The organism is Streptomyces dioscori (assembly GCF_003024195.1).
In the GTDB taxonomy this organism is placed as follows: domain Bacteria; phylum Actinomycetota; class Actinomycetes; order Streptomycetales; family Streptomycetaceae; genus Streptomyces; species Streptomyces dioscori.
Genome location: NZ_KZ679038.1, coordinates 612,160 through 632,865 on the forward strand (window position 1 = coordinate 612,160; position 20,706 = coordinate 632,865).

The following is a 20,706-nucleotide window of genomic DNA, read 5'->3' on the forward strand; positions in this document are numbered from 1 at the left end:
GGTCTCCCGCACCGCAGTCACCCCCACAGTCACCCTCACCGCAGTCACCTCCACCGCAGTCACCTCCACCGCGCTCTCTTCCGCTGCACGGCCGGAGCGCGGAACTCGCCGCGTTGTCAGCCGTGTCGGACCTGTCCGGCCCGGACGCCCCGGTGCTCGTACTCGCAGGGGATCCGGGCCTCGGCCGTACCGCGCTGATCGCCTGGGCGGCCCGCTCCTTCGCGGCCGGGCCCGTGCTGCGCGTACGGGCCAGTCGTGCGGAGTCCGCACTGCCGCTGAGCGGAGTCCACGCGCTGCGGTGTGCCGCCGACGGTCTCCCGGGCGGACGAACCATCGGCGTCCCGGATCCCGGGACGGCACCGGAGTGGCTGCTCCGGTCGCTGACCGACGCCGCCGCGGGCTCACCCCTGCTGGTGTGCGTCGACGACGCGCACCTGTGGGACGCTCCCTCGCGGGCCGCCCTGGGCTTCGCCGCCCGACGGCTCCCCGCGGCCGGGCCGGTGCGGCTGCTCCTCACGGTCGCCGGGCCGCACGCCTCCGATCCCGACTTCGCCGCACTGCCCGTCCTGACGCTCGGCCCGCTGCCGTCGTCCGCCATGGACGCGCTGCTCGACGGCGCGGCGTACGGGCCGGTCGACCCGGCCGTCCGCGCGGAACTGCTGGACGAGGCCCAGGGCAATCCGGCCCTGCTGCGCGCGCTGGTGGCCGGGCTGTCCGCCGAAGAGCTGTCCGGCGCACGCCGGTTGCCGTGGCCCCTGCCCGACGCCGAAGCGCTGCGGAGTGTGGCGGGCGCGCAGCCGGCGGGGTTCTCGGCCGCCGCGTTCGACCTCCTCCTGCTGGTGGCGGCCGCGCACGAGCACGACCCCGAGGGCGTCGGCGCCGACGCCGACCTGGTCCGCGGGGCGGCGGCGCGGTTCGGCCGGGCGCGGACCGCCCTCGACACTGACCGGCTCCCGGACGTGCTGGCGCTGTCCGACGGCCGGTTCCGCCTCGCCGGCCCGCTGATCCGCAGGGCCGTGCACGCCTGTGCTCCTCCCGACCGGCGGCGCGCGGCCCACCGGGCCCTCGCCCGCGTTCTGGAGAGCGAGGGGCACGGGTTCGTCGCGCTCCTCCATCGGGCCTGGTCGGTCGCCGGGCACGCCCCGCCGTTGGCGGACCAGCTGTCCGCCGCCGCGGCCGACCCGCGCGTCGCCGCGTCCCGCGCCCAGCGTTCGGTGGCGTACGTCCGGGCCGCGGAGCTGACGGCGGACCCGCGCGAACGGGCGGAGCACCTGACCTCGGCGGCCGGGCAGGCGCTGCTCGCGGGCCGGGCGCGGGTGGCCCGCCGGTTGGTCGGCCGGGCCGTCGACGGCGGCGCCCTGCCCGCCGTCGTCCGGGGGCGTTCGGCCTGGGTGCGGGGAGTCCTCGCGTTGCGTGACGGCCCCGCGGCCGACGCCGGTGAGGCCCTGCTGCTGGCCCGCTCCCTGCTCGCCGCCGACGATCCGGCGCACGCCCTGCTCGCGGGGCTCGCCGCGGCGGAGGCCGCCTGGGCGACGGGAGACTCCGTCGCCTGTCTGCGGGCACTGAACGCGGCGGACCGTACCGCGGTGGCGACGGCGACAGCGGTCGTGCACGGGCGGGCGGGCGCGGACCGGCCGGCGGTCCGCCGAGCCGCGGGGCGGGCCTCCGTCGCCCGCGCGGCCACCCGTTCCGGGGTCCCGCACTCGGCGGCCCCCGCCGCCGAACCTGACGGCCTGCCGCGGGACTACCTGAACGGCATGCGGGCGATGCTGGAACGGGACTTCGGCCGGGCCATCCCCTGGCTGCGACGCGTGGTCGAACACGCCTGGGAGGAGGACGGGCCGGAGCGGCTGCTGTGGTCGGGCGCGGCGGCCCTCCTCCTGGGGGACGTGCCCGCCGCCTGCCGGATCGGCGCACGGACCCTCGCGACGGCCCGCTCCCACGGCCCGGAGGCGGCCGTACCGCGGGCCCTGGAGCTGCTGGCGTACGCGGAGTTGAGGACGGGGCAGCACGCGCGGGCCCGGGCGCACGCGGAGGAGGGACTTCGAGCCGCGCAGCGGTACGGGCAGAGCAATGTGGCGGCCCACCACCATGCCGTGCTGGCCCTGGCGGCGTCGATCGCGGACGAGTCGACGCTCGTCGCGCGCCACGCGGACGCCGCGCTGACCACCGCACGGCGTCACGGGCTGATGCAGGCGGCCACCCTCGCCGAATGGGCCTCGGGCCGGGCCGACCTGGGGCGCGGGCGTCCGTTCGAGGCGGCTGCCCGGCTCGGCCCGCTGGTCCGTCCGGGCCCGGACGGTGGCCACTTCGCCGTACGCATGCTGGTCATGCCCTGTTACGTGGAGGCCGCCGTGCTCGCCGGGCAGCGGGAGGACGCCCGCGCGGTCGTCGAGGAGTTCGCGCTGTGGGCGCGCTTCGGCGCGGACGTGCAGGCGCCCGCCCAACTCGCCCGGTGCCGCGCGCTGGTGGCCGACGCGGACCGGGCCGACGCACTGTACGAGGACGCCCTCGCCCTGCACGCGCAGGCGGGCGGCGACTTCGAGCAGGCGCGTACGCGGCTGTTGTACGGCAAGTGGCTGCGCAGACGGCGCAGGCTCCGGGAGGCGGGCGGCTGTCTGCGGGCCGCGCTGGTCGCCTTCGAGCGCTGCGGCGCCCGTATCTGGGCGGAGCAGGCGCGGGCCGAACTCAGGGCGAACGGGGCCGCTCCGGCCGCGGCGCGGGCCGGTGCGCTGGACGGCCTCACGCCGCAGCAGCTGCGGATCGCACGCTGTGTGGCCGAGGGCGCCACGAACCGGGAGGTGGCGCTGCGCCTGGCCGTGAGCACCCGCACGGTGGACTATCACCTGCGGAAGGTGTTCGCCGTGCTCGGGGTGCGCTCGCGGGTCGAACTGTCACGGATGGTGGAGCAGCCGGTCAGGGAGAGCCCACACCCTGCCTGAGCGACCCTGGCAGTGTCCGCGAGAACAGGCGGGAGCAGGAGGGAACAGGCGGCAGCGGGAGAAAGCGCACGTGGGCCGGCCGGCGTCACGGCAGGATGGAGTCGACGTATCCGCCGTCGACCCGCAGCGCGCCCCCCGTGGTGGCCGACGCCTGGTCGGAGCTGAGGTACACGACCATGTTCGCGATCTCCTCCGGCTCGATCAGCCGTTGCAGCAGGGACTGCGGTCGGTGCTCCTTCATGAAGGCACGCTGGGCCTCGTCCCACGGGAGGTCACGGTCGACGAGCCCGTACACGAAGTCCTCGACGCCTCCCGTGTGCGTGGGGCCGGCGATGACCGAGTTCACCGTGACGCCGGTGCCCGCCGCCTCCTTCGCGAAGCCCCGGCTCACCGCGAGCAGGGCGGTCTTCGACATGCCGTAGTGGATCATCTCCGCGGGGATGACGACGGCCGAGTCGCTGGCGATGTTCTGGACGCGCCCCCAGCCCCGCTCCGTCATGCCCGGCAGGTAGGAGCGGATCAGCCGCACGGCCGCCAGCACGTTGACCTCGAAGTAGCGGCGCCATTCGTCGTCGGTGATCTCCAGTGGGTCCGCGGACCCGAAGATCCCGAGGTTGTTGACGAGGATGTCCACCTGCGGCAGGGCGTCCACGACCTGCGCCGCCCCCTCTTCGGTGGTCACGTCCGCCGCCACGGGTACCACGTCCGCGCCGGGCACGTCCTCGGCCAGCCGGGCCGCGCTCTCCTCGGCGCGCTGTTCGCTCCGGCCGTTCACGGCGACCCGGGCGCCGGCCCGTGCGAGGCCGGTGGCGATCGCCGCGCCGATTCCCTGGGTGGACCCGGTGACGAGTGCCGTGCGGCCGGTCAGATCGATGCGCATCTCGTACGCCCCTTCCTCTGCGTTCGTCGGCTGGGTACCCATTCAGCCACTCCTGCAACAAGGGACGCCTGCTCAGAACCTCCAGATGGTCGCCGCGCCGCCGGGTCCGGATCGCCGCTTCGGCGCGGAGCGGCGGTTCGGCCGCCGTGCGAGTTGCCCTCCTGGCAGCCGGGCGAGACGGCGGGAGTTGCCTCGCCGACGCGCCAGGAGGGCAGGACCGGAACCACGAACGATGTCGGCGATGCGGCTCCGGCCGGCCTCGGCAGTCGGTCAGGGCTCGGGGGCCGGGAGCCTGTGCTGCGGTCGAGAGCCCGACCGCGCCTGCGCCGAGCCTAGAGGAGGAGCGGCGATGATCGGAAGCAAGGCCGGTCACATGACTCGGGGTGACCATGGCTCGGGGTGACCACGGACCGGGCGGAGGCCGGTCGCCTCCCGTTTGGAAGTGTCCTGGGCGGAAACCCGGAGGGCACCCCGTTCCCGGCGGGACTCCGGGGAAACGTGTGGAGAGTGAGGCCGACATGGTTGCCGACCCGTGGCCCGCTGAAGCGGTGGTCCGGGCGGCCACCGGGCCCGATCACGGGCGCGGGATGGCCCAGCGGGTGGCCGAGGCCCTGTGCGAGGTACTGCCGGTGGACGCGGTCACCCTGGCCCTGTGGACGGAGACACCGCACCGGCGGATGCTGTACGCCACGAACGCGGCGGCCCAGCGCCTGGAGGAGCTGCAGTTCGAGGTGGGCGAGGGACCGTGTGTGTCGGCCGCGGCGATCGGCAGGCCGCTCATGGTCGACGACCTCCAAGGTGCCGTGACCCCGTGGCCCCTGTTCGGCCCGCTGGCCCGTGAGCGGTTGTCCACGGTAGGTGCCATCTACGCGTTTCCGCTGGTGGAGGGCCACGCGCACTTGGGAACGGCCGACATGCTGCGCTTCGAGGCCGGTCCGCTGGGGGTCGAGGCGGAGGAGGCCGCCAGGCTGGCCGTACGGGCCGCGGCACTCATCCTGCTCACCGCGAGGATCACCCCCGTGCTGGACGCCCACTGGCAGCGCACCCACGTGGCGACCGGCGTGATGGCCGAGCGGCTGGGCATCACGCCCGCCGAAGCACTGGCACGGCTGCGCTCCACGGCCCTGGGAACAGGGCGCCCCCTCCCCGACCTGACCGAGGACGTCCTGTCGCGGCACGGCTGAGCACCTGTACGGCTGCCGACACTCGCGCAAGGGGTACGGCACCTGGGGCAACCCAGCCTTTCCCCGCCAGAAACAGTCGCGTCAGACCTGCCGTGCCAGCCGCCCCGGCAGCCGCGCCGCCAGGTACTCGATCAGCTCGGTCACCCGCCGGGGAACATGCCCGTCGTCTTCGAGCAGGGCATAGATGTCGGCCGCGGGCGTCGGGACGTGCGGCAGCACGCGAACCAGGTCTCCGCGCTCGATATGGGGCCGGACCTGCCACTCCGAGCGCATGATCACGCCTCGGCCCTCCAGGGCCCAGCCGGTCACGACGTCCCCGTCGTTGCTCTGCAGCGGACCCCGCACCCGCACATGGCGAGGATCGCTGACATCACCGAACCGCCAGAGCGCGTAGTCTCCCTCGTTCTCGCGCAGCACGATGCAGTCGTGCCGCGCCAGATCCTCCAGGCAGGTGGGCGCGCCATGCCGTGCCAGGTACGCGGGCGACGCGCACGGCACCCGGCGGTTCTCCGCCAGCCGGCGCATCCGCAGCGAGGAGTCCGGCGGACTGCCCACATGGACGGCCACGTCGAAGGTCCGCCGATGCGGGCGCAGGGGCAACGCCGAGGTGTTCAGCTGCACCTGCAGTTGGGGGTGCGCCACCGCGAACTCCGCGAGCAGTGGGGCGACATGCGCCCGCCCGAGGCCCAGGGTCGCCTGGACGACGAGCGCGCCGCGCAGTTCCCCGGACCGTTCGGTCACCTGGTCCTCCAGCTCGCGGAGCCGGTCGAGGATCGAGTCGAGCCCGCTCGCGTACAGGGCGCCCTCCGAGGTCAGCACCAGGCGTCGGGTGCCCCGCTGGACGAGCCGCACGTCGAGACGGCTCTCCAGTGCGCTCAGCCGTTTGCTGACCACCGGAAGGGACCAGCCGAGCCGGCGCGCCGCCGCCGTGAGTGTCTCGCCGGCTGCCACGACCTGGAAGAACTTCAGGTCGTCGACGGACGACTTCATGGGTTTCCCGTCCGCGTCCACGCCGTCTCCCGTCCGGGCAGGTTTTCCGCTGGAGAAAGTCTGGGTTGCCCGGTGGCCCATTGTGACAGGCCTCGCCGACGCCCACAGTGAGGAGCCGTACCAGCATCGAGCAAGGAGCAGCAGTCGTGCCACAGCGTTACCGCATCGCCGTCGTGCCCGGGGACGGCATAGGCCGGGAAGTCGTTCCCGAAGGGCTTCGGTGCCTGCGTGCCGCGGCCGACGCGTACGGCTTCGTCCTCGACGTGGAGGAGTTCGACTTCGCCAGCGCCGACTACTGGACGCGCCACGGGGAGATGATGCCGAAGGACTGGCACAGCGTGCTGGGCGGCTTCGACGCGATCTTCTTCGGCGCGGTGGGCTGGCCCGAGGCCGTCCCCGACCATGTGTCGCTGTGGGGAAGCCTTCTCCAGATGCGGCGCGGGTTCGACCAGTACGTCAATCTGCGTCCGGTCCGGCTGCTGCGGGGCGTGCGCGGTCCGCTGCGCGACCACGGTCCGGGCGACATCGACTTCTACGTGGTGCGCGAGAACACCGAGGGCGAGTACTCCAGCATCGGCGGGCGGATCTTCGAGGGCACCGAGCGCGAGACCGTACTGCAGGAGACCGTCATGACCCGCGTCGGCGTGGACCGGGTGCTGCGGTACGCCTTCGAACTCGCCGACTCCCGGCCGCGCAGGCAGCTGACCTGGGCGACGAAGAGCAACGGGATCTCGATCTCCATGCCCTACTGGGACGAGCGGGCGAGCGAGATGGCACTGCGCTATCCGCGGGTGACCGCCGACAAGGACCACATCGACATCCTGGCGGCCAAGTTCGTGCTGCGGCCCGACCGGTACGACGTCGTCGTGGCGAGCAACCTGTTCGGGGACATCCTCTCCGACCTGGGTCCGGCCTGCACCGGCACGATCGGGATAGCGCCGAGTGCGAACATCAACCCGGCACGGAACCATCCGAGCCTCTTCGAGCCCGTGCACGGGTCGGCCCCCGACATCGCGGGGCAGGGCATCGCCAACCCCATCGGGCAGATCTGGAGCGGCGCGATGATGCTGGAGCACCTGGGCGAGGCCGCGGCCGCCGCCGACGTGGTCGCCGCCATCGAGTCGGTCCTGGAGGGGCAGCCGGACGTCCGCACGCCGGATCTCGGCGGGGACGGGACGACGACGGCGCTCGGGTCGGCCGTCGCACGGCGGATCGGCGGAGGGGCCGCCGGCGCGAAGGCGGGAAGGGCGGCGGAGCGTGCCACGCGTCCTGATCACCACTGACTATCTGCGTCCCGGCGACGAGGTGGACGACTACCTCCGGGCGGCCGGTCTTGAGACGCGCCACGTTCCGATGGTCGGACGACGCGATCCCGAGGAACTCGTGGCCGCGCTCTCCGGGATCGACGCGGCGCTCGTCGCGAACGAGCCCCTGACCGCCGGGGTGCTGGCCCGTGCTCCACGGCTGCGGGTGGTGGTGCGTACGGGTGTCGGGTACGACTCCATCGACATCGAGGCCGCGCGACGGCTCGGTGTCGGCGTGAGCAACCTGCCCGGGATCAACGCGAACGCCGTGGCCGAGTACACGCTGGGCCTGCTGCTCGGCTCCGCGCGCCGGCTGGTCCACAGTGCCACGGGCGTGCTGGCCGGCGGGTGGCCGCGCGAGGACGGTCACGAGCTGCGCGGGGCGACACTCGGTCTCGTCGGATTCGGCGCGGCCGCTCGGGCCGTCGTCCCGCTGGCCAGAGCGTTCGGGATGGACGTGGTGTGCGCCACCGGTGTCCCCGAGGGGTTGCGCGGTGACCTCGGGGTCCGGTTCGTGCCGTTCGCCGAACTGCTGGCCGTCTCCGACTACGTGTCGGTCCACACCGCGCTGACCGACAGCACCCGGGGCATGTTCGACGCCGCGGCCTTCGCACGGATGAAGGCGACGGCCGTGCTGATCAACACCGCCCGCGGGGCCGTCGTCGACGAGCGGGCGCTCGCCGACGCGGTCCGCACGGGCGGCATCGCGGGTGCGGCACTCGACGTGGTGACACGCGAACCTCTCCCGGCGGACAGTCCGTTGCGGGGTGTCGAGGGAATCACCGTCTACTCCCACCTCGCGGGCCAGACCGCGCAGGCCCGCCGCGCGGCGGGCCTGGCGGGCGCCGCCGAACTCGTGGCGGCGCTGGAGGGACGGGCCCGGTTCACCGTCAACTGATGTGTCGGCCGGGGTCACTTGGCAGGGTGCCGGGGCCCCGGCGACAGAGGGCGGGCTCGGTCAGCGTTCCAGGAGGGCGATACGGATGGCGCGTTCGACGTGGGCGGCGGCGTTGGCGTGTCCGGCGGCGTTGGGGTGGACCAGGGTGATGCGCTTGCCGATGAGACGGCAGTCGAGCAGGGTGCCGGGGAGGTTGCCGGGCCAGTAGTCCTCGGCGGCCCCGCAGATTCCCTCGACCCACTTGGTGTCGGCGGGCCGGCAGGCGTCGTGGCCCACGCTGGAGGAGTACACGTCGACGTAGCGGTCGCCGAAGAACTCCGAGACCCGCTTGATCGTGCTGTTCAGCGGCTTGAGGACGTCGTCACGGAGCCAGTCGACGTCGGCGTGGGTGACCGAGCCGAGTTCGCTGAGGGAGAGGCGGTTGCAGGCACTGCCCTCCTCCGGCAGAACGGCCGGGTAGCCGACCGTGATCACCTTGGCGTTGGGCGCGGCCTGGTGCACCCGGGCCAGCATCTCGATGTACTCGTCCTGGACCCGGGCGAGCTTGTCCTGGATGCTCTCCTCGCCCTCGGGCGGATCGGTGTAGTGGTCGCGGCAGGACGCGCCGGTCGCACCCTGCGTCAGACAGGTCAGGAGCATGCCGCCGAACGGCAGGCTGTTGCCGCCGACACCCACGGTGACGACGTCGGTCCGGTCGTTGAGTCCGGCCCGCTGGATCTGCGGGTCCACCGCGGGCCAGCCGTCGGCGGGCGGCTGAACCGGGCTGATCGGCGTCTGCCTGGCGTTGGCGATGTCGGCGATGGTGGCGTTGCCGCAGCTGACGTTGGTCAGGTGGACGGGCTTGCCCGGCGGGAACTCGTCGAGTTCCCGCTCGACGACGCCGGGGTAGGCGTCGGAGGTACGGTCACAGCCGTCCCGCGACGGGTCACCCAGTGCGGGCTGGGGGGCTCCGACGAACCCCCCGGCGGTGTACGAGTCACCCAGCGCGGCCCACTCGTACTGGTCGGCCGCGCCGGCTGACCCCGAGGGGGCGAGTACGGCCACTAGCAGCGCGAGTCCGACGGCCAGCGCTCGCTTGCGCGGGCGGGAGACACGGTGTCGCATGGATCCTCCAGGATCTGCAAGAGACGCCCGGGCCGGAACGTGCACCAGGGCGCAAAGCACCACGCCCAAGAGCATCCACGCCGCTGATGGACCCCTTTCGGGGAATGGGGTCCACCACCCCCCGATCGAGCTAATTGATCAGATCGTCGTGCCACCACCGCACACCGCCCGCCGCACACCCCCGCCGCCCGCCGATTGCGTACGACAGCGGGCGGTGGAGCGGGCTCTAGTCGAAGAGGTCCGGGTCCGTGCGGGTGATCTGGTCGAAGAGCGGTTGGAACTGGAACCAGCCCGCCAGGTCGAAGCCCACCTGCCCGTAGGTGTGTTTGGCCTCTTCGTGGGAGATCTGGATGGTCGATCCCGCTGCCTTGGCGGCGAGTTGGGCCTGGGCCGAGCGTTCCATGGTGATGAACCAGTAGGCCGCGGCGTCGACCGAGCCCGCCGCCGTGAGCAGGCCGTGGTTGCGCAGGATGACCGCCTTGTGGCCGCCGAGCGCCTCGGCGATGCGCCGGCCCTCCGCCGGGTCGTCGGCCACGCCCGAGTAGTTCTCGTAGCAGCCGTGGTCCTCGTAGAAGGCGCAGGCGTCCTGGGTGATCGGTTCGAGCCGCTGGCCCGTCGCCGACAGCGCCCTGCCGTACACCGAGTGGCTGTGGGCGGCGCCGACCGCGTCGGGCCGTGCCGCGTGGACGGCCGCGTGGATGGCGAAGGCGGCCCGGTTCACCCGGTGGCGCCCCTGGACGACATCGCCCTGGTGGTTGACGAGCAGCAGGTCGCTGACCTTCACGTGCTTGAAGGACACACCGAAGGGGTTGACCCAGAAGTGGTCGGGGAACTCCGGGTCGCGTGCGGTGATGTGTCCGGCGACGCCTTCCTCGAACCCGAACCGGCCGAAGATGCGCAGGGCGCCCGCGAGGCGTTCCTTGCGGTGACGTCGTTCGGCGGCCGCATCGGTGAACACGGTGGGGAGCCGGAAGATCAGTTCCTCCTCCGGGATGGGGACCAGGTCCTCCCGGGTCAGCCGGTCGGGCACCCGCAAGGCGGCCAGCGGGACGTGGTGCTGGCCGGCGTGGATGTCACGGTCGCGGAGACCTGCCTGGGTGACGGGGCGCGGGAAGGAGATCTTCACGACGTTCAGTGCCGGGATGCGGAAGATCTGGACCTGCTCGGCGTCCACCCGGTAGAGGTCGGCGACGACCGCCTCGTTGAGGAAGGACTCGTCGGCCGCGACGGCGTAACCGGCGCTGTCCTTCATGAACGTTTCCATGGTGACCCAGAAGGGTCCGGCGTTCTTGGAGCGGATCTCGGTCGCGTAGTCGCCGAGCACGGGCCGGCGGGTGGCGTGCTCAGACATGGGAGACCTCGCGGGAGTGCTGGGTGCGGAACATGCCGGTGGGCGAGTCGACGTCGACGACGTGGTTCAGGACGAACTCGTAGGCCGCCCCGCGCTGGGTCTCCGCCGGTGAGGTGGCGAAGGCGAAGCTGGGCAGGTACTCCATCTCCGGCAGCGGGAGGTGCAGCATGAGGGGGTTGGCGACCTTGGCGATCGCTGTCGCGGCGGCCTGCGAGGGTGCGTTGACGAGGAGCATGACGCCGACCTCGCGGGGCGGGCCGGAGTCGGGGTCGATGTCTTCGAGAATGGCGTTGTGGCCGTAGAGGCGGATGTCCAGGCCGTAGTCGTCGTCGGTCAGGCCGAGCGTCTGGCTGACGCGCTCGGAGAGAATGACCCGCAGGAGCGCCGCCCAGCGGTCGATGTTGGCGACGATGTACGGGTCGCGGATGCCGGTGAACGAGACGGTCTCGTAGCCGGTGACCCTGGCTCCTTCGAGTTTGACGGTGTGCTGCTCGGCGGGCTCGAAGCGCGATCCCTCGACGCGTACCCGGCGCTCGTCCAGTGCCGTGTAGGTGGCGTCCGTGACGTCCAGCGTGCCCGCAGGTTCCCGCATCCGGTACGGGTTGGCGGTCTCGTACAGCATGTGCGCGGCGACCGAGATCGGCGTGCAGGCGTTGGCCGGGTCGAGGGGTTCGATGGTGAAACCCTGCTGGTCGACGGTGGCGAAGACGCCTCCGGCCCGCGGGTCCGTGGTGCACTGTCCGCCGCACTCGACGATCTTGGAGGCGTGCCAGGTGGGTCCGGCCGGCATGCCGAGCATCAGGGGGACGGCGGCGGCGAGGGCTGTGTCGGTGGCGCGCCCCGCCAGGACGACCTGGGCGCCCGCGTTGATGGCGTCGACGAAGGGTTCGTGGCCCATCATGCCGACGATGTGCGTGCAGCTTTCGAGGGTCTCCGGATCCAGGGGGCCGTGCGGGGCCAGGGGGTGGATCCGTCCCGCGTCGAGTTCGTCCTTGAGGAACGTGGCTTCCTGCTCGCTGTAGATCCGGGCGATCTTCAGATCGAGGCCTTCCTCAGCCATGATCTGTTCCGCGATCCCCGCCACCCAGTCGACGCCGGAGTCCGTGCCGCTGGTGCCGCAGGAGCCCACGATGAGGGGGATGTCCGCGGTGGCGGCGGCTTTCAGGAGGATGCGCAGATCGCGGCCCACCGCGGCGGCGGTGGTCTTCGCGACACCGGCGCCGAGGTAGTGGGGTCCGGAGTCGGTGGATCCGCCGTCGACCGCGATGACGTCCGGCTGGAGAGTGAGGCCGCGCTCGATGCTCTCCGGGGTGAAGCCGGCCCCGAGCATGCCGGACGGCGTCAGGATTCCGACCCGGGCTGCGGGGTCAGTGGACGGGGGCATGGTGGTTCTCCTCGTTGGAGTCGGCTTCCTCGTGGAAGACGCGGATGTCGTCCGGCGGAAGGCTGACGGTGAGTTCGCCGGTGGCCGCCGGGCGTGTGGTGGTCACGATCACCGGGGTGCCGCCGATGCGGATGGTGTACCGGTAGTGGTCGCCGAGGTAGGCCTGGTTGTCGACCTTGGCCGTCAGCGTGTGGTGGGGTCGGCGCACATCGCCGCCGCCGCGCTGGATCTCGATGTTCTCGGGGCGGATGCAGATGCGTACCGGCCCCAGGCGCCTGTCCGTGTGCGGCACCTTCAGCGGTTCGCCGACGCCGTCGACGCGGAGCACCGCGTGGGCGCCGTCCGCCTCGACGACCGTGGCGGCCAGGATGTTGGCGGTTCCGACGAAGTCGGCGACGAACAGGTCGGCCGGGTGCTCGTAGATCTCGGTGGGGGTGCCGACCTGGCGTACCTTCCCCTGGTCCATGACGGCGACGCGGTCGCTGACGGACAGGGCCTCGTCCTGGTCGTGGGTCACGAAGACGGTGGTGACCCCGACCTGTGACTGGAGTGTCTTGAGCCACTGCCGGGAGCGGTCGCGGAGTTTGGCGTCCAGGTTGGAGAAGGGTTCGTCGAGGAGCAGCAGGTCGGGCGGGTGGGCGAGGGCGCGGGCCAGCGCGACCCGCTGCTGCTGGCCGCCGGACAGTTCGTGGGGGTAACGGTCCGCGTGGCGGCCCAGTTCGACGAGTTCGAGGACTTCCCGCACCCGGCGGTCGCGCTCCGCCTTGGGGGTCTTCCGGAGCTTGAGGGGATACCCCACGTTCGCCGCGACCGACAGGTGCGGCCAGATGGCGTAGGACTGGAACACGACACCGCAATTGCGGTGCTCCGGTTCGATGTTGACGTGTCCGTGGTCGAAGACGACACGGTCGCCGAACGCGATGCTGCCCGAGTCGGGCCGGTGCAGGCCGGCGATCGACCACAGGGTGGTGGACTTTCCGCAGCCGCTGGGGCCGAGCAGGGTGAATATCTCGCCGTCCCGGACGGTGAGTGACACCTCGTGCAGAGCGGTGTGCTCAGCGAATTGCTTGGTGAGTTTGTTCAGCTGGAGACTAGGCACGAGGACGCACCCCCAGCAGGGCGCGGCCGGCGCCCAGGACGACCAAGGTGATGACCATCTGGATTACTCCCAACGCGGCGACGGTCCCGCCGATGCTTGTTGCCGCGAGTTGCAGCATGGTGAGGCCGAGTACGGGGGTCTCGTCGGTGACGAGGAAGACCGCAGGTTCGGCGTCGTTGAGCATGGCCACGAAAAGCAGCACGAATGAGGCGCCCATGGCGGGTGCGACGAGTCTCAGGACGACGGTGCGCATGGCCGTCCACCAGGTGGCACCCGAGGTACGGGCGGCGTTGTCGAGATCGGCGCCGATTCCGGCGAGCGCCGGATAGAAGGCGCTGTAGCCGAGGGCGAGACTTCTGACGGCGAACGCGATGCCGATGCCCCACAGGCTGGCGCGAATGGCCCCGGACCTGTCGAGGAGGGCGAAACTCCAGAAGAAGGCCATACCGGTGACGAGCGCCGGCATCATGCGCGGCCACAGCATGCCCTGTTGCAGGGATCCGCGGAAGCGGAAACGGGAACGGTGTGCGATCACCGAGAGAACGGCGATGGCAAGCGTCGTGAGCGCCCCGCCGACCGTCGCGATGAGAAGGCTGTTGACGATCGAGTCGGTGTAGAGCGGATTCTCGAACACGGCGGAGAAGTTGCTGAAGGTCAGCACGCTCCACGGGGAGATGAAGGGCGACAGGATGGAGGTGAATGCCGCCAGAAAGACTCCGGCGAGCGGTACGGCCACGAAGACGAGAAGGAAGAAGGCGATCGCGGCCGCTGTGAACCAGCGTGCGGGCCCCAGCTTGAGTACGCGGACACCGGTTGGTTTTCCGGTGGTCGTGGTGAAGCGCGCGGTGTCCCCCACGAGCCTGTTCCGCAGAACGAGGAGCGCGGAGACCGTGATGAGCAGGAACACCGCGCCGGCGGACACCAGGCCCTGCTGGGATTCGTTCACCCAGTGGTCGTAGAGATACGTGGAGATCAGACTGATCTTGTTGGAGAAGCCCAGAATCAGTGGCAGTCCCAGGACTTCCATCGAGAGGGCGAAGACCAGGAGCGCCGCATTGGTGATCGCAGGACGCATCAGCGGCAGGCTCACGGAGAGCAGGCTGCGCAGGGGGCTTGCTCCCGATGTGCGGGCGGCGTCCTCCAGGGACGGGTCGATCGACAGCAGGGTCCCGCGGCACAGCAGAAAGACGGTGGGTGAGGCCACGCTCATCGCGACCATCGCCATGCCGGGAATGCTGTAGAGGTCGACCGGCATGCTCAGGACGGTGTTCGCCTCAAGCCAGGAGGACGCGAATCCCGCCGGGGTCCACATGGCCGCCCAGCCGATGATGAGGACGAGTCCGGGCAGCGCGATCGGAACGAGCAGGAATGTCGTCAGGACACGGCGTCCGGGAACGTCGGTGCGGGTGAGGAACAATGCGCACGTCACACCGACGAGAAGGGATCCGGCGGTGTTGAGGGCGGCGAACAGGATCGAATTGGTGACCGCGGTCCACCAGTCGCGGTCGGTGAGCAGCGCGTCGAAGTTGTCCCATGTCAGATGCCCGCCGGATTCGTACAGCGGGGTCGACCACACCGCGGCGGCCACGACCGGGATGACGGAACCGACGATGACGAGCAGCGCGAGTGCCCAGAGAATGTAGTGGCTCGCGTTGGTCGAGAGCCACCGCCGTCGGGGTCGTTTCACAGGCGACGGCGGGGTATGGGCCGGTGGCGGCCGGAGTTGCGCGGTGCTCATCGGCCGTACGCCTTCTTCCAGCGGTCGACGATTTCCGGCTTGTTCTTGACGATGTCCTTGGGATAGCCGCCGAGCATCATGTTGTCGGCGCCGACGACCTTTTCCACGGCCGGCAGACCGTAGGCGCAGTCCACTCCGTCGCGGTACGGAGTGAATCCGCCCTCGCAGGCGGCTTCCTGTCCTTCGACCGACAGCAGAAAGTTCACGAAGAGCTTTCCAGCGTCGGGCGACTTCGCCTTTTTGGTGACGGCGACGGCCCTCGGGAGAAGCGGCGTTCCGTCCGTCAGATACGTGTAGTTGAGGATCTTCGCCGCCTCCTCCCCCTCGATCAGCGCACGCACCGATCCGGCCACGAAATAGGTGGCCTGGTACTGGCCTTGGGCCAGTTTCTGCATGAGGTTTCCGTTGCCCGACTCGACGCCGGTGTTCGGGCCGAGGGCTTCGATGTTCTGCCACCCCGCGTCACCGTGCGCGGCGGTGTAATTGCTGACCGCGCCGAAGGAATGCGGGTTGCTGATGTCGGTGGTCCCGATCTTCCCTTTGAGGGACTTGGACAGCGCGGCGAGGGATTCGAGATCCTTGGGCTGCTTGTCCTTGGGAATGAGAGCGGTGTTGTACACGGCGACGAGCGGGTCCTCCGACATGGAGACCACCCCCGGCGCCAGTTGCGCGTATGCGGGAAGGTGCTTGAGGTTGGGGTCCTTGTAGTCGAGGACATTGCCCTTGCTGACGAAGTTCAGTACTTCCACCGCGTCCGTGGCCATCACGACGTCCGCGGTGCGCACACCGGTGGCGGATTCGGTGGCGTAGCGCTGGAAGGTCTGTGGGTCGTTCATGTTGAGGACGCGCACCTTGATGCCGTCGTACTTCGCCTCGAAGGCCTTGGTGAGCGGCGCCATCTGGTCGGCGTCCGCGTTCGTGTAGAGGAGGACCGACCCCTGCTTCTGGGCCCTGGCCACCGTGGCCGCGTCGAGGGGGGTGACGGGCGCCGCCTTGCCCACGTCGACCGAGGACGTCGGCTTCGCCGACCCGTCCGTACCCGTGGAGCCTCCGCACGCGGCCAGAACGACCATGCAGGCGGCTGCCAGGGCACAGACCCTGGCCCTGGGGAGCGAGATCATCATTGATCCTCCACTATTTGCTATAGCACTAGTGCTGTAGGCGGACGGTGAGATGCCTGGACGGGGCGCACGGAACGCGTGGCCCGGTACGCATGACTCGGGATGCGGATGGTGGGTGTGGGGCTCAGCGTTCGAGGGGGTCAGCGCGCCGACGGAGGCTGTGTACGACGAGGAGCCGGGCGGGGCCGCCGATCGCCCCGCGGAGCCGAAGCACCCCACGGAGGAGATGGTATTTGCTACAGCATGATTGTCAACCAGTTGCACCGCGGAGAGCGTGCGGGAGCCGGATGGTGACGGTGGTGCCGACTCCCACCTCGGACTGCACCCGTACCTGCCCCTGATGCGCGTGCACGATGGCCTCCACGATGGCCAGGCCCAGACCCGAACCGCCGTAGGCGCGGCTGCGGCTGGCCTCGGCGCGCCAGAAGCGTTCGAAGACGCGGGGCAGGTCCTGGGCGGGGATACCGGGACCGTCGTCGATGACCCGCAGGTGTACGTCCTTGCTGTCCTGGCTGATCTCGACCCGGACGGCGGTCCGGGCGGGCGTGTGCTGGACGGCGTTGCCGACGAGGTTGCGCAGGACCTGCTGGAGGCGGCCGGTCTCGCCGACGACAGCCGCCTCCGGCGCGGGCGCCATGGTGATGTCGCGCTGGGGATAGATGATCTGGGCGTCCTCGACGACGCTGGCGGCCAGCGCCGTGAGGTCGACGTCGTGCCGCTCGACGGGACGGCCGGCGTCCAGGCGCGCGAGCAGGGCGAGGTCCTCGACGAGCAGGCGCATCCGCCCCACCTCGTTCTCGATGTGTTCGAGCGCCGTCTCCAGGCCCGGTCCGGAGACACCGCCCTGGCGGTGCAGGTCGAGCCAGCCCGAGATGGTGGAGAGCGGGGTGCGCAGTTCGTGGGAGGTGTCGGCCGCCAGGGAGCGCACGGTCGCCTCCGCGCGGGCCTGGGCGTCGAAGGCCCGGTTGACCGCTTCGGCGAGCCGGTCGGTCTCGCTGCCGTTCCGGGTGGCGGGCAGCCGTTCCGTGAGGTGGCCCTCGGCGATGGCGTCGGCGGTACGGGCCATCCGGGCCAGGGGCCGCAGCCCCAGCCGCAGGACGATGACGGCGAGGCCGAGCAGGAGCAGCAACGCGGCTCCGACCAGGACGAGTTGGCGTTCGACGAGGACGGCGACGGTTCCGTCACCGACCGAGGAGTCGACAGTCAGGACGAGCGCCGCCGGCCGTACGTCGGCTTCGCCGGGTCCGCGGTCGACGGTGAGCCCGGGGCTGGGGATACGGATCGCCGCGAGACCGTGCTCCTCGTCGTGCCCGTCGTAGTCGACGATGGTGCCGGCGGGGGCGGTCGTACTGAGCTCGGCGACCGGGCGGGCGACCGAGGAGGCGGAACCGGTGCTCAGCAGCACGTTGTTGTCGGCGTCCACGGCTACGAGGCCCAGCGGCGGCCCCAGAAGTGTGCCGAGCTGGTCGGCGTCGGCGGTCTGCGGGCCACGTCCGACGACTTCGGTGATCCGGTCGGCGTACGTTTCGAGGGTCTTCTCGTAGCGCCTGTCCAGGTAGTTCTCCAGGAGGAAGCCGGTGATGACGGCGCTGGCCGTCAGTCCGGACACGAGCAGTACGGCCAGGCCGGTCAGCAGACGCAGACGGACACTGGAGAAGGACCAGACGCGGCGGTCGCGGAGTCTCATGTGCGGGCCTGCTCCCGGAGGGTGTAGCCGACGCCCCGGACGGTGTGCAGCAGGGGCGGGTGGCCGTGGTCGATCTTGCGGCGGAGGTTGGAGACGAAGCGCTCGACGACGACGGTGTCCCCGCCGAAGTCGTACTGCCAGACCGCTTCGAGGATCTGGGCGCGGGACAGCACCTGGCCCTGGTGGCTCAGGAGGTAGTGCAGCAGACGGTATTCGGTGGGTGAGAGGTCGAGGAGGCGGCCCGCGCGGCGGACCTCGTGCCGGGGGTCGTCCATCGTGAGGTCCGCGAGGGACAGCGCCGGCTCCTCGGGGGCGGCCGGCGCCCCGCTGCGGGCCCGCCGGAGCAGTGCCTGCAGCCGGGCGCCGACCTCGACGACGCTGAAGGGCTTGGTGACGTAGTCGTCCCCGCCGAGCCGCAGCCCCCGTACCCGGTCCTCGATCGCGTCGCGTGCGGTGAGGAAGAGGACCGGCACCCCGATACCGCGGTCGCGCAGCAGCTGGAGGATCTCGAAACCGTCGGCGCCGGGGAGCATGACGTCGAGAACGATGACGTCGGGGGGCGTGCGGGCGACCTGTTCGAGCGCTTCCGTCAGGTCGCCCGCCACGTCCACCTCGAATCCGGCGAATCCGAGGGCCGAGATCAGCAGGCGTCTGATGCCGGGGTCGTCATCGATGACGAGCACCCGGTCGGTGGTGCCGGGTGCGTCGACGGCGTTCATACGTGCTCCTTGTACGGGCGGGTCGGGCTGCCCGAGGGCCGTCGACACAGGTCCGGGTTCCACCGACACAGGCCGGTCAGCCGCTCACGGCAGAGGGCTGCTTGTCGGCGGCCGGGGTCGCGGCGTCGGGTGCGTGGAAGTTCTCGCCCTCCACGTCGAGCCGGGGCAGGAAGCGGTCGAGGCGCCGGGGCAGCCACCAGGCCCGGTCCCCGAGGAGAGCCAGCACCGCCGGCACGAGCGTCATACGGACCAGGAAGGCGTCCACCATGACTCCGAAGGCCAGGGCGAAAGCGATCGGCATGATATCGGCGTCGTGCGAGAACAGGAAGCCGACGAAGACCGAGATCATGATGAGGGCGGCGGAGGTGACCACGCGGGCGGCGTTGCGGGCCCCGGTGAGGACGGCGGCGCGGGCGTCGCGGTGGCGGACGTAGTCCTCCCGCATGGCTGACACGAGGAACACCTCGTAGTCCATGGCGAGTCCGAAGAGCACGGCCATGACGATGATGGGCATGAAGCCCGCCACCGGCCCGGTGCTCGCCACCCCCAGCAGGCCGGCCAGCCAGCCCCACTGGAAGACCGCGACGGTGGCTCCGAACGCGGCTCCTACGGACAGCAGGAATCCGATGGTGGCCTTGACGGGTATGGCGACGGACCGGAAGGCGATCATCAGGAGGAGCAGGGAGAGGCCGACCACGACGACCGCGAAGGGGATCAGCGCGCCGCTGAGTTTGTCGGAGACGTCGATGCTGACCGCGGTCAGGCCGGTGACGGCGACATAGCTGCCCCCGGACGCGGCGAGGGGCTTCATCTCGGTGCGCAGGCGGGAAACCAGGTCGCTGGTCTCCTGGGTACGCGGTCCGGTGTCGGGGATGATCCGGATACGTGCGGCCGACTCGTCCTCGGCCAGGTCGACACCGCTAACGTCCGCTATGCCCCTGACGTCCCGCAGCCTGTCCTCGACGGCGGTGGCCGTAGCAGCGACGGCGGCCGGGTCGTCGTCCTCGACGAGGATGACGAGCGGGCCGTTCGCCCCGGCTCCGAAGGCGTCACCGACCAGGTCGTAGGCCTGACGGCTCGATGTCGTGGCGGGGCTGTTCCCTTCGTCGGTCAGGGCGAGCTTGAGCTGAAGGGCCGGCAGGGCGAGGGCGACGAGGGCGACGGTTCCGAGGATCAGGGTGCGCACCGGCCGGCGCAGTACGCCTTCGGTCCAGCGCACGCCCAGGGAGGGCCTGACCGGTACTCGTGCCGCTCGCCGGCGCCAGCGGGTGCCGGCCCTGGGGGTGAGCCTGCGGCCGCACATGCCCAGCAGTGCGGGGAGCAGTCCGAGCGCCAGCACGACGGCGACGGCCACGGCTCCCGCGGACGCGAGGCCCATGGAGGTCAGCATCGGGACCCCCGCCACCGAGAGTCCGGCGAGCGCGATGACCACGGTGGCACCGGCGAAGACGACCGCGCTGCCCGCGGTCGCGTTGGCCCTGGCGACGGACTCCACCACGGGCATTCCCGTGGCGAGTTGGGCCCGGTGGCGCGAGACGATGAACAGGGCGTAGTCGATGCCCACGGCGAGCCCCAGCATCATCGCCAGGGTGGGTGCGCTGTCGCTCACGCCGAGCACCGTGGCCGCGCCCATCATGGCCGCCATGGTGCCGACGACACCGAGGACGGCGGTGAGCAGCGGCAGTCCGGCGGCGAGCAGCGAACCGAAGGTGATGACGAGGATGACCAGGGCCACGCCCAGCCCGACCAGCTCGGGAGGTCCGAAGGGGGAGGTCGAGGGTGCGTAGGCGTCACCGCCGTAGACCGTCCTGAGGCCCGCCTGCCGGGCCTGCTCCCCCGCCTCCTTCACTCCGTCGAGCGTGCCGGCGGGCACGTCCTCGTCCTTCTTCGTCGTGAAGGCGACCTGCGCGACCGCGATGCGTCCGTCCTCGGAGACGGTGTCGTCCTGGACCGGGTCACCGACCTCGGCCACGCCGTGCACGTCCCCCATCGCGGCGACGGCGGACGCCAGTGACCCGCTCAACTCGGGGTCGGTCACCTTACGGCCGGGCGGGGCCTGGAACACGATGTCCGCGGACTGGACGTCCGGGGAGGGGAAGTGACGGTCCATCTTGGTCAACGCCGTCTGCGCGGGTGACCCGGGAATGGAACCGCTGTCCTCGAAGGAGCCGGCGAACGAGAAGCCGAGGCCGGTCACCGCGCCGAGCGCCAGGAGCCATCCGACCAACATCGTTCGCCACCGTCGGGCGCCGAGAGCGCCCAGCCGGTACAGAAGTGCTGCCATGCCTGCATCCCCCAGGGGTTA

At 71.2% G+C, this 20,706-nt stretch carries 15 protein-coding genes and 1 pseudogene; 4 read left to right on the forward strand and 12 right to left on the reverse strand.

Annotated features, from left to right (window positions below; all coding sequences use genetic code 11):
* Window positions 1–113 precede the first annotated feature (113 nt).
* A complete protein-coding gene (locus C6Y14_RS02625; RefSeq protein WP_225890848.1) occupies window positions 114–2,942 on the forward strand; it encodes a helix-turn-helix transcriptional regulator in 2,829 nt (942 codons plus the stop codon).
* A gap of 85 nt (window positions 2,943–3,027) precedes the next feature.
* Here C6Y14_RS02625 and C6Y14_RS02630 read toward each other — a convergent pair whose 3' ends face one another.
* Window positions 3,028–3,822, reverse strand: coding sequence for an SDR family NAD(P)-dependent oxidoreductase (locus C6Y14_RS02630; protein WP_107015159.1), 795 nt, complete (start codon window positions 3,820–3,822; stop codon window positions 3,028–3,030).
* 518 nt (window positions 3,823–4,340) lie between these two features.
* Here C6Y14_RS02630 and C6Y14_RS02635 point away from each other — a divergent pair.
* On the forward strand, window positions 4,341–5,006 hold the full coding sequence (locus tag C6Y14_RS02635) for a GAF and ANTAR domain-containing protein (RefSeq protein ID WP_159074154.1): 666 nt from the start codon (window positions 4,341–4,343) through the stop codon (window positions 5,004–5,006).
* Window positions 5,007–5,087: 81 nt separating this feature from the next.
* Here C6Y14_RS02635 and C6Y14_RS02640 read toward each other — a convergent pair whose 3' ends face one another.
* A complete protein-coding gene (locus C6Y14_RS02640) occupies window positions 5,088–6,017 on the reverse strand; it encodes a LysR family transcriptional regulator (RefSeq protein ID WP_225890849.1) in 930 nt (309 codons plus the stop codon).
* 125 nt (window positions 6,018–6,142) lie between these two features.
* On the opposite strand from C6Y14_RS02640, the gene C6Y14_RS02645 reads away from it, so the two are divergent.
* Both C6Y14_RS02645 and C6Y14_RS02650 read left to right on the forward strand, forming a co-directional pair.
* A complete protein-coding gene (locus C6Y14_RS02645) occupies window positions 6,143–7,279 on the forward strand; it encodes a tartrate dehydrogenase (RefSeq protein ID WP_107014765.1) in 1,137 nt (378 codons plus the stop codon).
* Window positions 7,254–8,198 carry an NAD(P)-dependent oxidoreductase gene (locus C6Y14_RS02650; RefSeq protein WP_107015161.1) on the forward strand — a complete coding sequence of 315 codons (945 nt, stop codon included), beginning with the start codon at window positions 7,254–7,256 and terminating at the stop codon, window positions 8,196–8,198. The genes C6Y14_RS02645 and C6Y14_RS02650 overlap by 26 nt, the downstream gene beginning before the upstream one ends.
* A 60-nt stretch (window positions 8,199–8,258) precedes the next feature.
* On the opposite strand, the gene C6Y14_RS02655 is transcribed toward C6Y14_RS02650, so the two are convergent.
* The 10 genes and pseudogenes from C6Y14_RS02655 to C6Y14_RS02695 all read right to left on the reverse strand — a co-directional run bounded on the left by C6Y14_RS02655 (window position 8,259) and on the right by C6Y14_RS02695 (window position 20,685).
* Window positions 8,259–9,302 (reverse strand): SGNH/GDSL hydrolase family protein, encoded by a 1,044-nt coding sequence (locus tag C6Y14_RS02655; protein ID WP_107014766.1) that lies wholly within the window; start codon window positions 9,300–9,302, stop codon window positions 8,259–8,261.
* A gap of 226 nt (window positions 9,303–9,528) precedes the next feature.
* A complete protein-coding gene (locus C6Y14_RS02660) occupies window positions 9,529–10,320 on the reverse strand; it encodes a class II aldolase/adducin family protein (protein WP_404828713.1) in 792 nt (263 codons plus the stop codon).
* 27 nt (window positions 10,321–10,347) lie between these two features.
* A pseudogene (locus tag C6Y14_RS44435) lies at window positions 10,348–10,653 on the reverse strand (DUF4387 domain-containing protein); the annotation flags it as partial.
* Window positions 10,646–12,037 carry an acyclic terpene utilization AtuA family protein gene (locus C6Y14_RS02665; RefSeq protein ID WP_107014768.1) on the reverse strand — a complete coding sequence of 464 codons (1,392 nt, stop codon included), beginning with the start codon at window positions 12,035–12,037 and terminating at the stop codon, window positions 10,646–10,648. The pseudogene C6Y14_RS44435 and the gene C6Y14_RS02665, both read right to left, overlap by 8 nt.
* Window positions 12,021–13,136: an ABC transporter ATP-binding protein gene (locus C6Y14_RS02670; RefSeq protein ID WP_107014769.1), complete on the reverse strand. Its 1,116-nt coding sequence runs from the start codon at window positions 13,134–13,136 to the stop codon at window positions 12,021–12,023. Before C6Y14_RS02670 ends, C6Y14_RS02665 begins: the two co-directional genes overlap by 17 nt.
* Entirely contained in the window at window positions 13,129–14,823 is a 1,695-nt protein-coding gene (locus C6Y14_RS02675) for an ABC transporter permease (RefSeq protein ID WP_199854602.1), read from the reverse strand. Before C6Y14_RS02675 ends, C6Y14_RS02670 begins: the two co-directional genes overlap by 8 nt.
* Window positions 14,824–14,870: 47 nt before the next feature.
* Window positions 14,871–15,998: an ABC transporter substrate-binding protein gene (locus tag C6Y14_RS02680; RefSeq protein ID WP_107014771.1), complete on the reverse strand. Its 1,128-nt coding sequence runs from the start codon at window positions 15,996–15,998 to the stop codon at window positions 14,871–14,873.
* A gap of 247 nt (window positions 15,999–16,245) precedes the next feature.
* Entirely contained in the window at window positions 16,246–17,682 is a 1,437-nt protein-coding gene (locus C6Y14_RS02685; RefSeq protein ID WP_107014772.1) for a sensor histidine kinase, read from the reverse strand.
* Window positions 17,679–18,401: a response regulator transcription factor gene (locus C6Y14_RS02690; RefSeq protein WP_107014773.1), complete on the reverse strand. Its 723-nt coding sequence runs from the start codon at window positions 18,399–18,401 to the stop codon at window positions 17,679–17,681. Before C6Y14_RS02690 ends, C6Y14_RS02685 begins: the two co-directional genes overlap by 4 nt.
* 76 nt (window positions 18,402–18,477) lie before the next feature.
* A complete protein-coding gene (locus tag C6Y14_RS02695; protein ID WP_225890850.1) occupies window positions 18,478–20,685 on the reverse strand; it encodes an MMPL family transporter in 2,208 nt (735 codons plus the stop codon).
* Window positions 20,686–20,706: the final 21 nt, after the last annotated feature.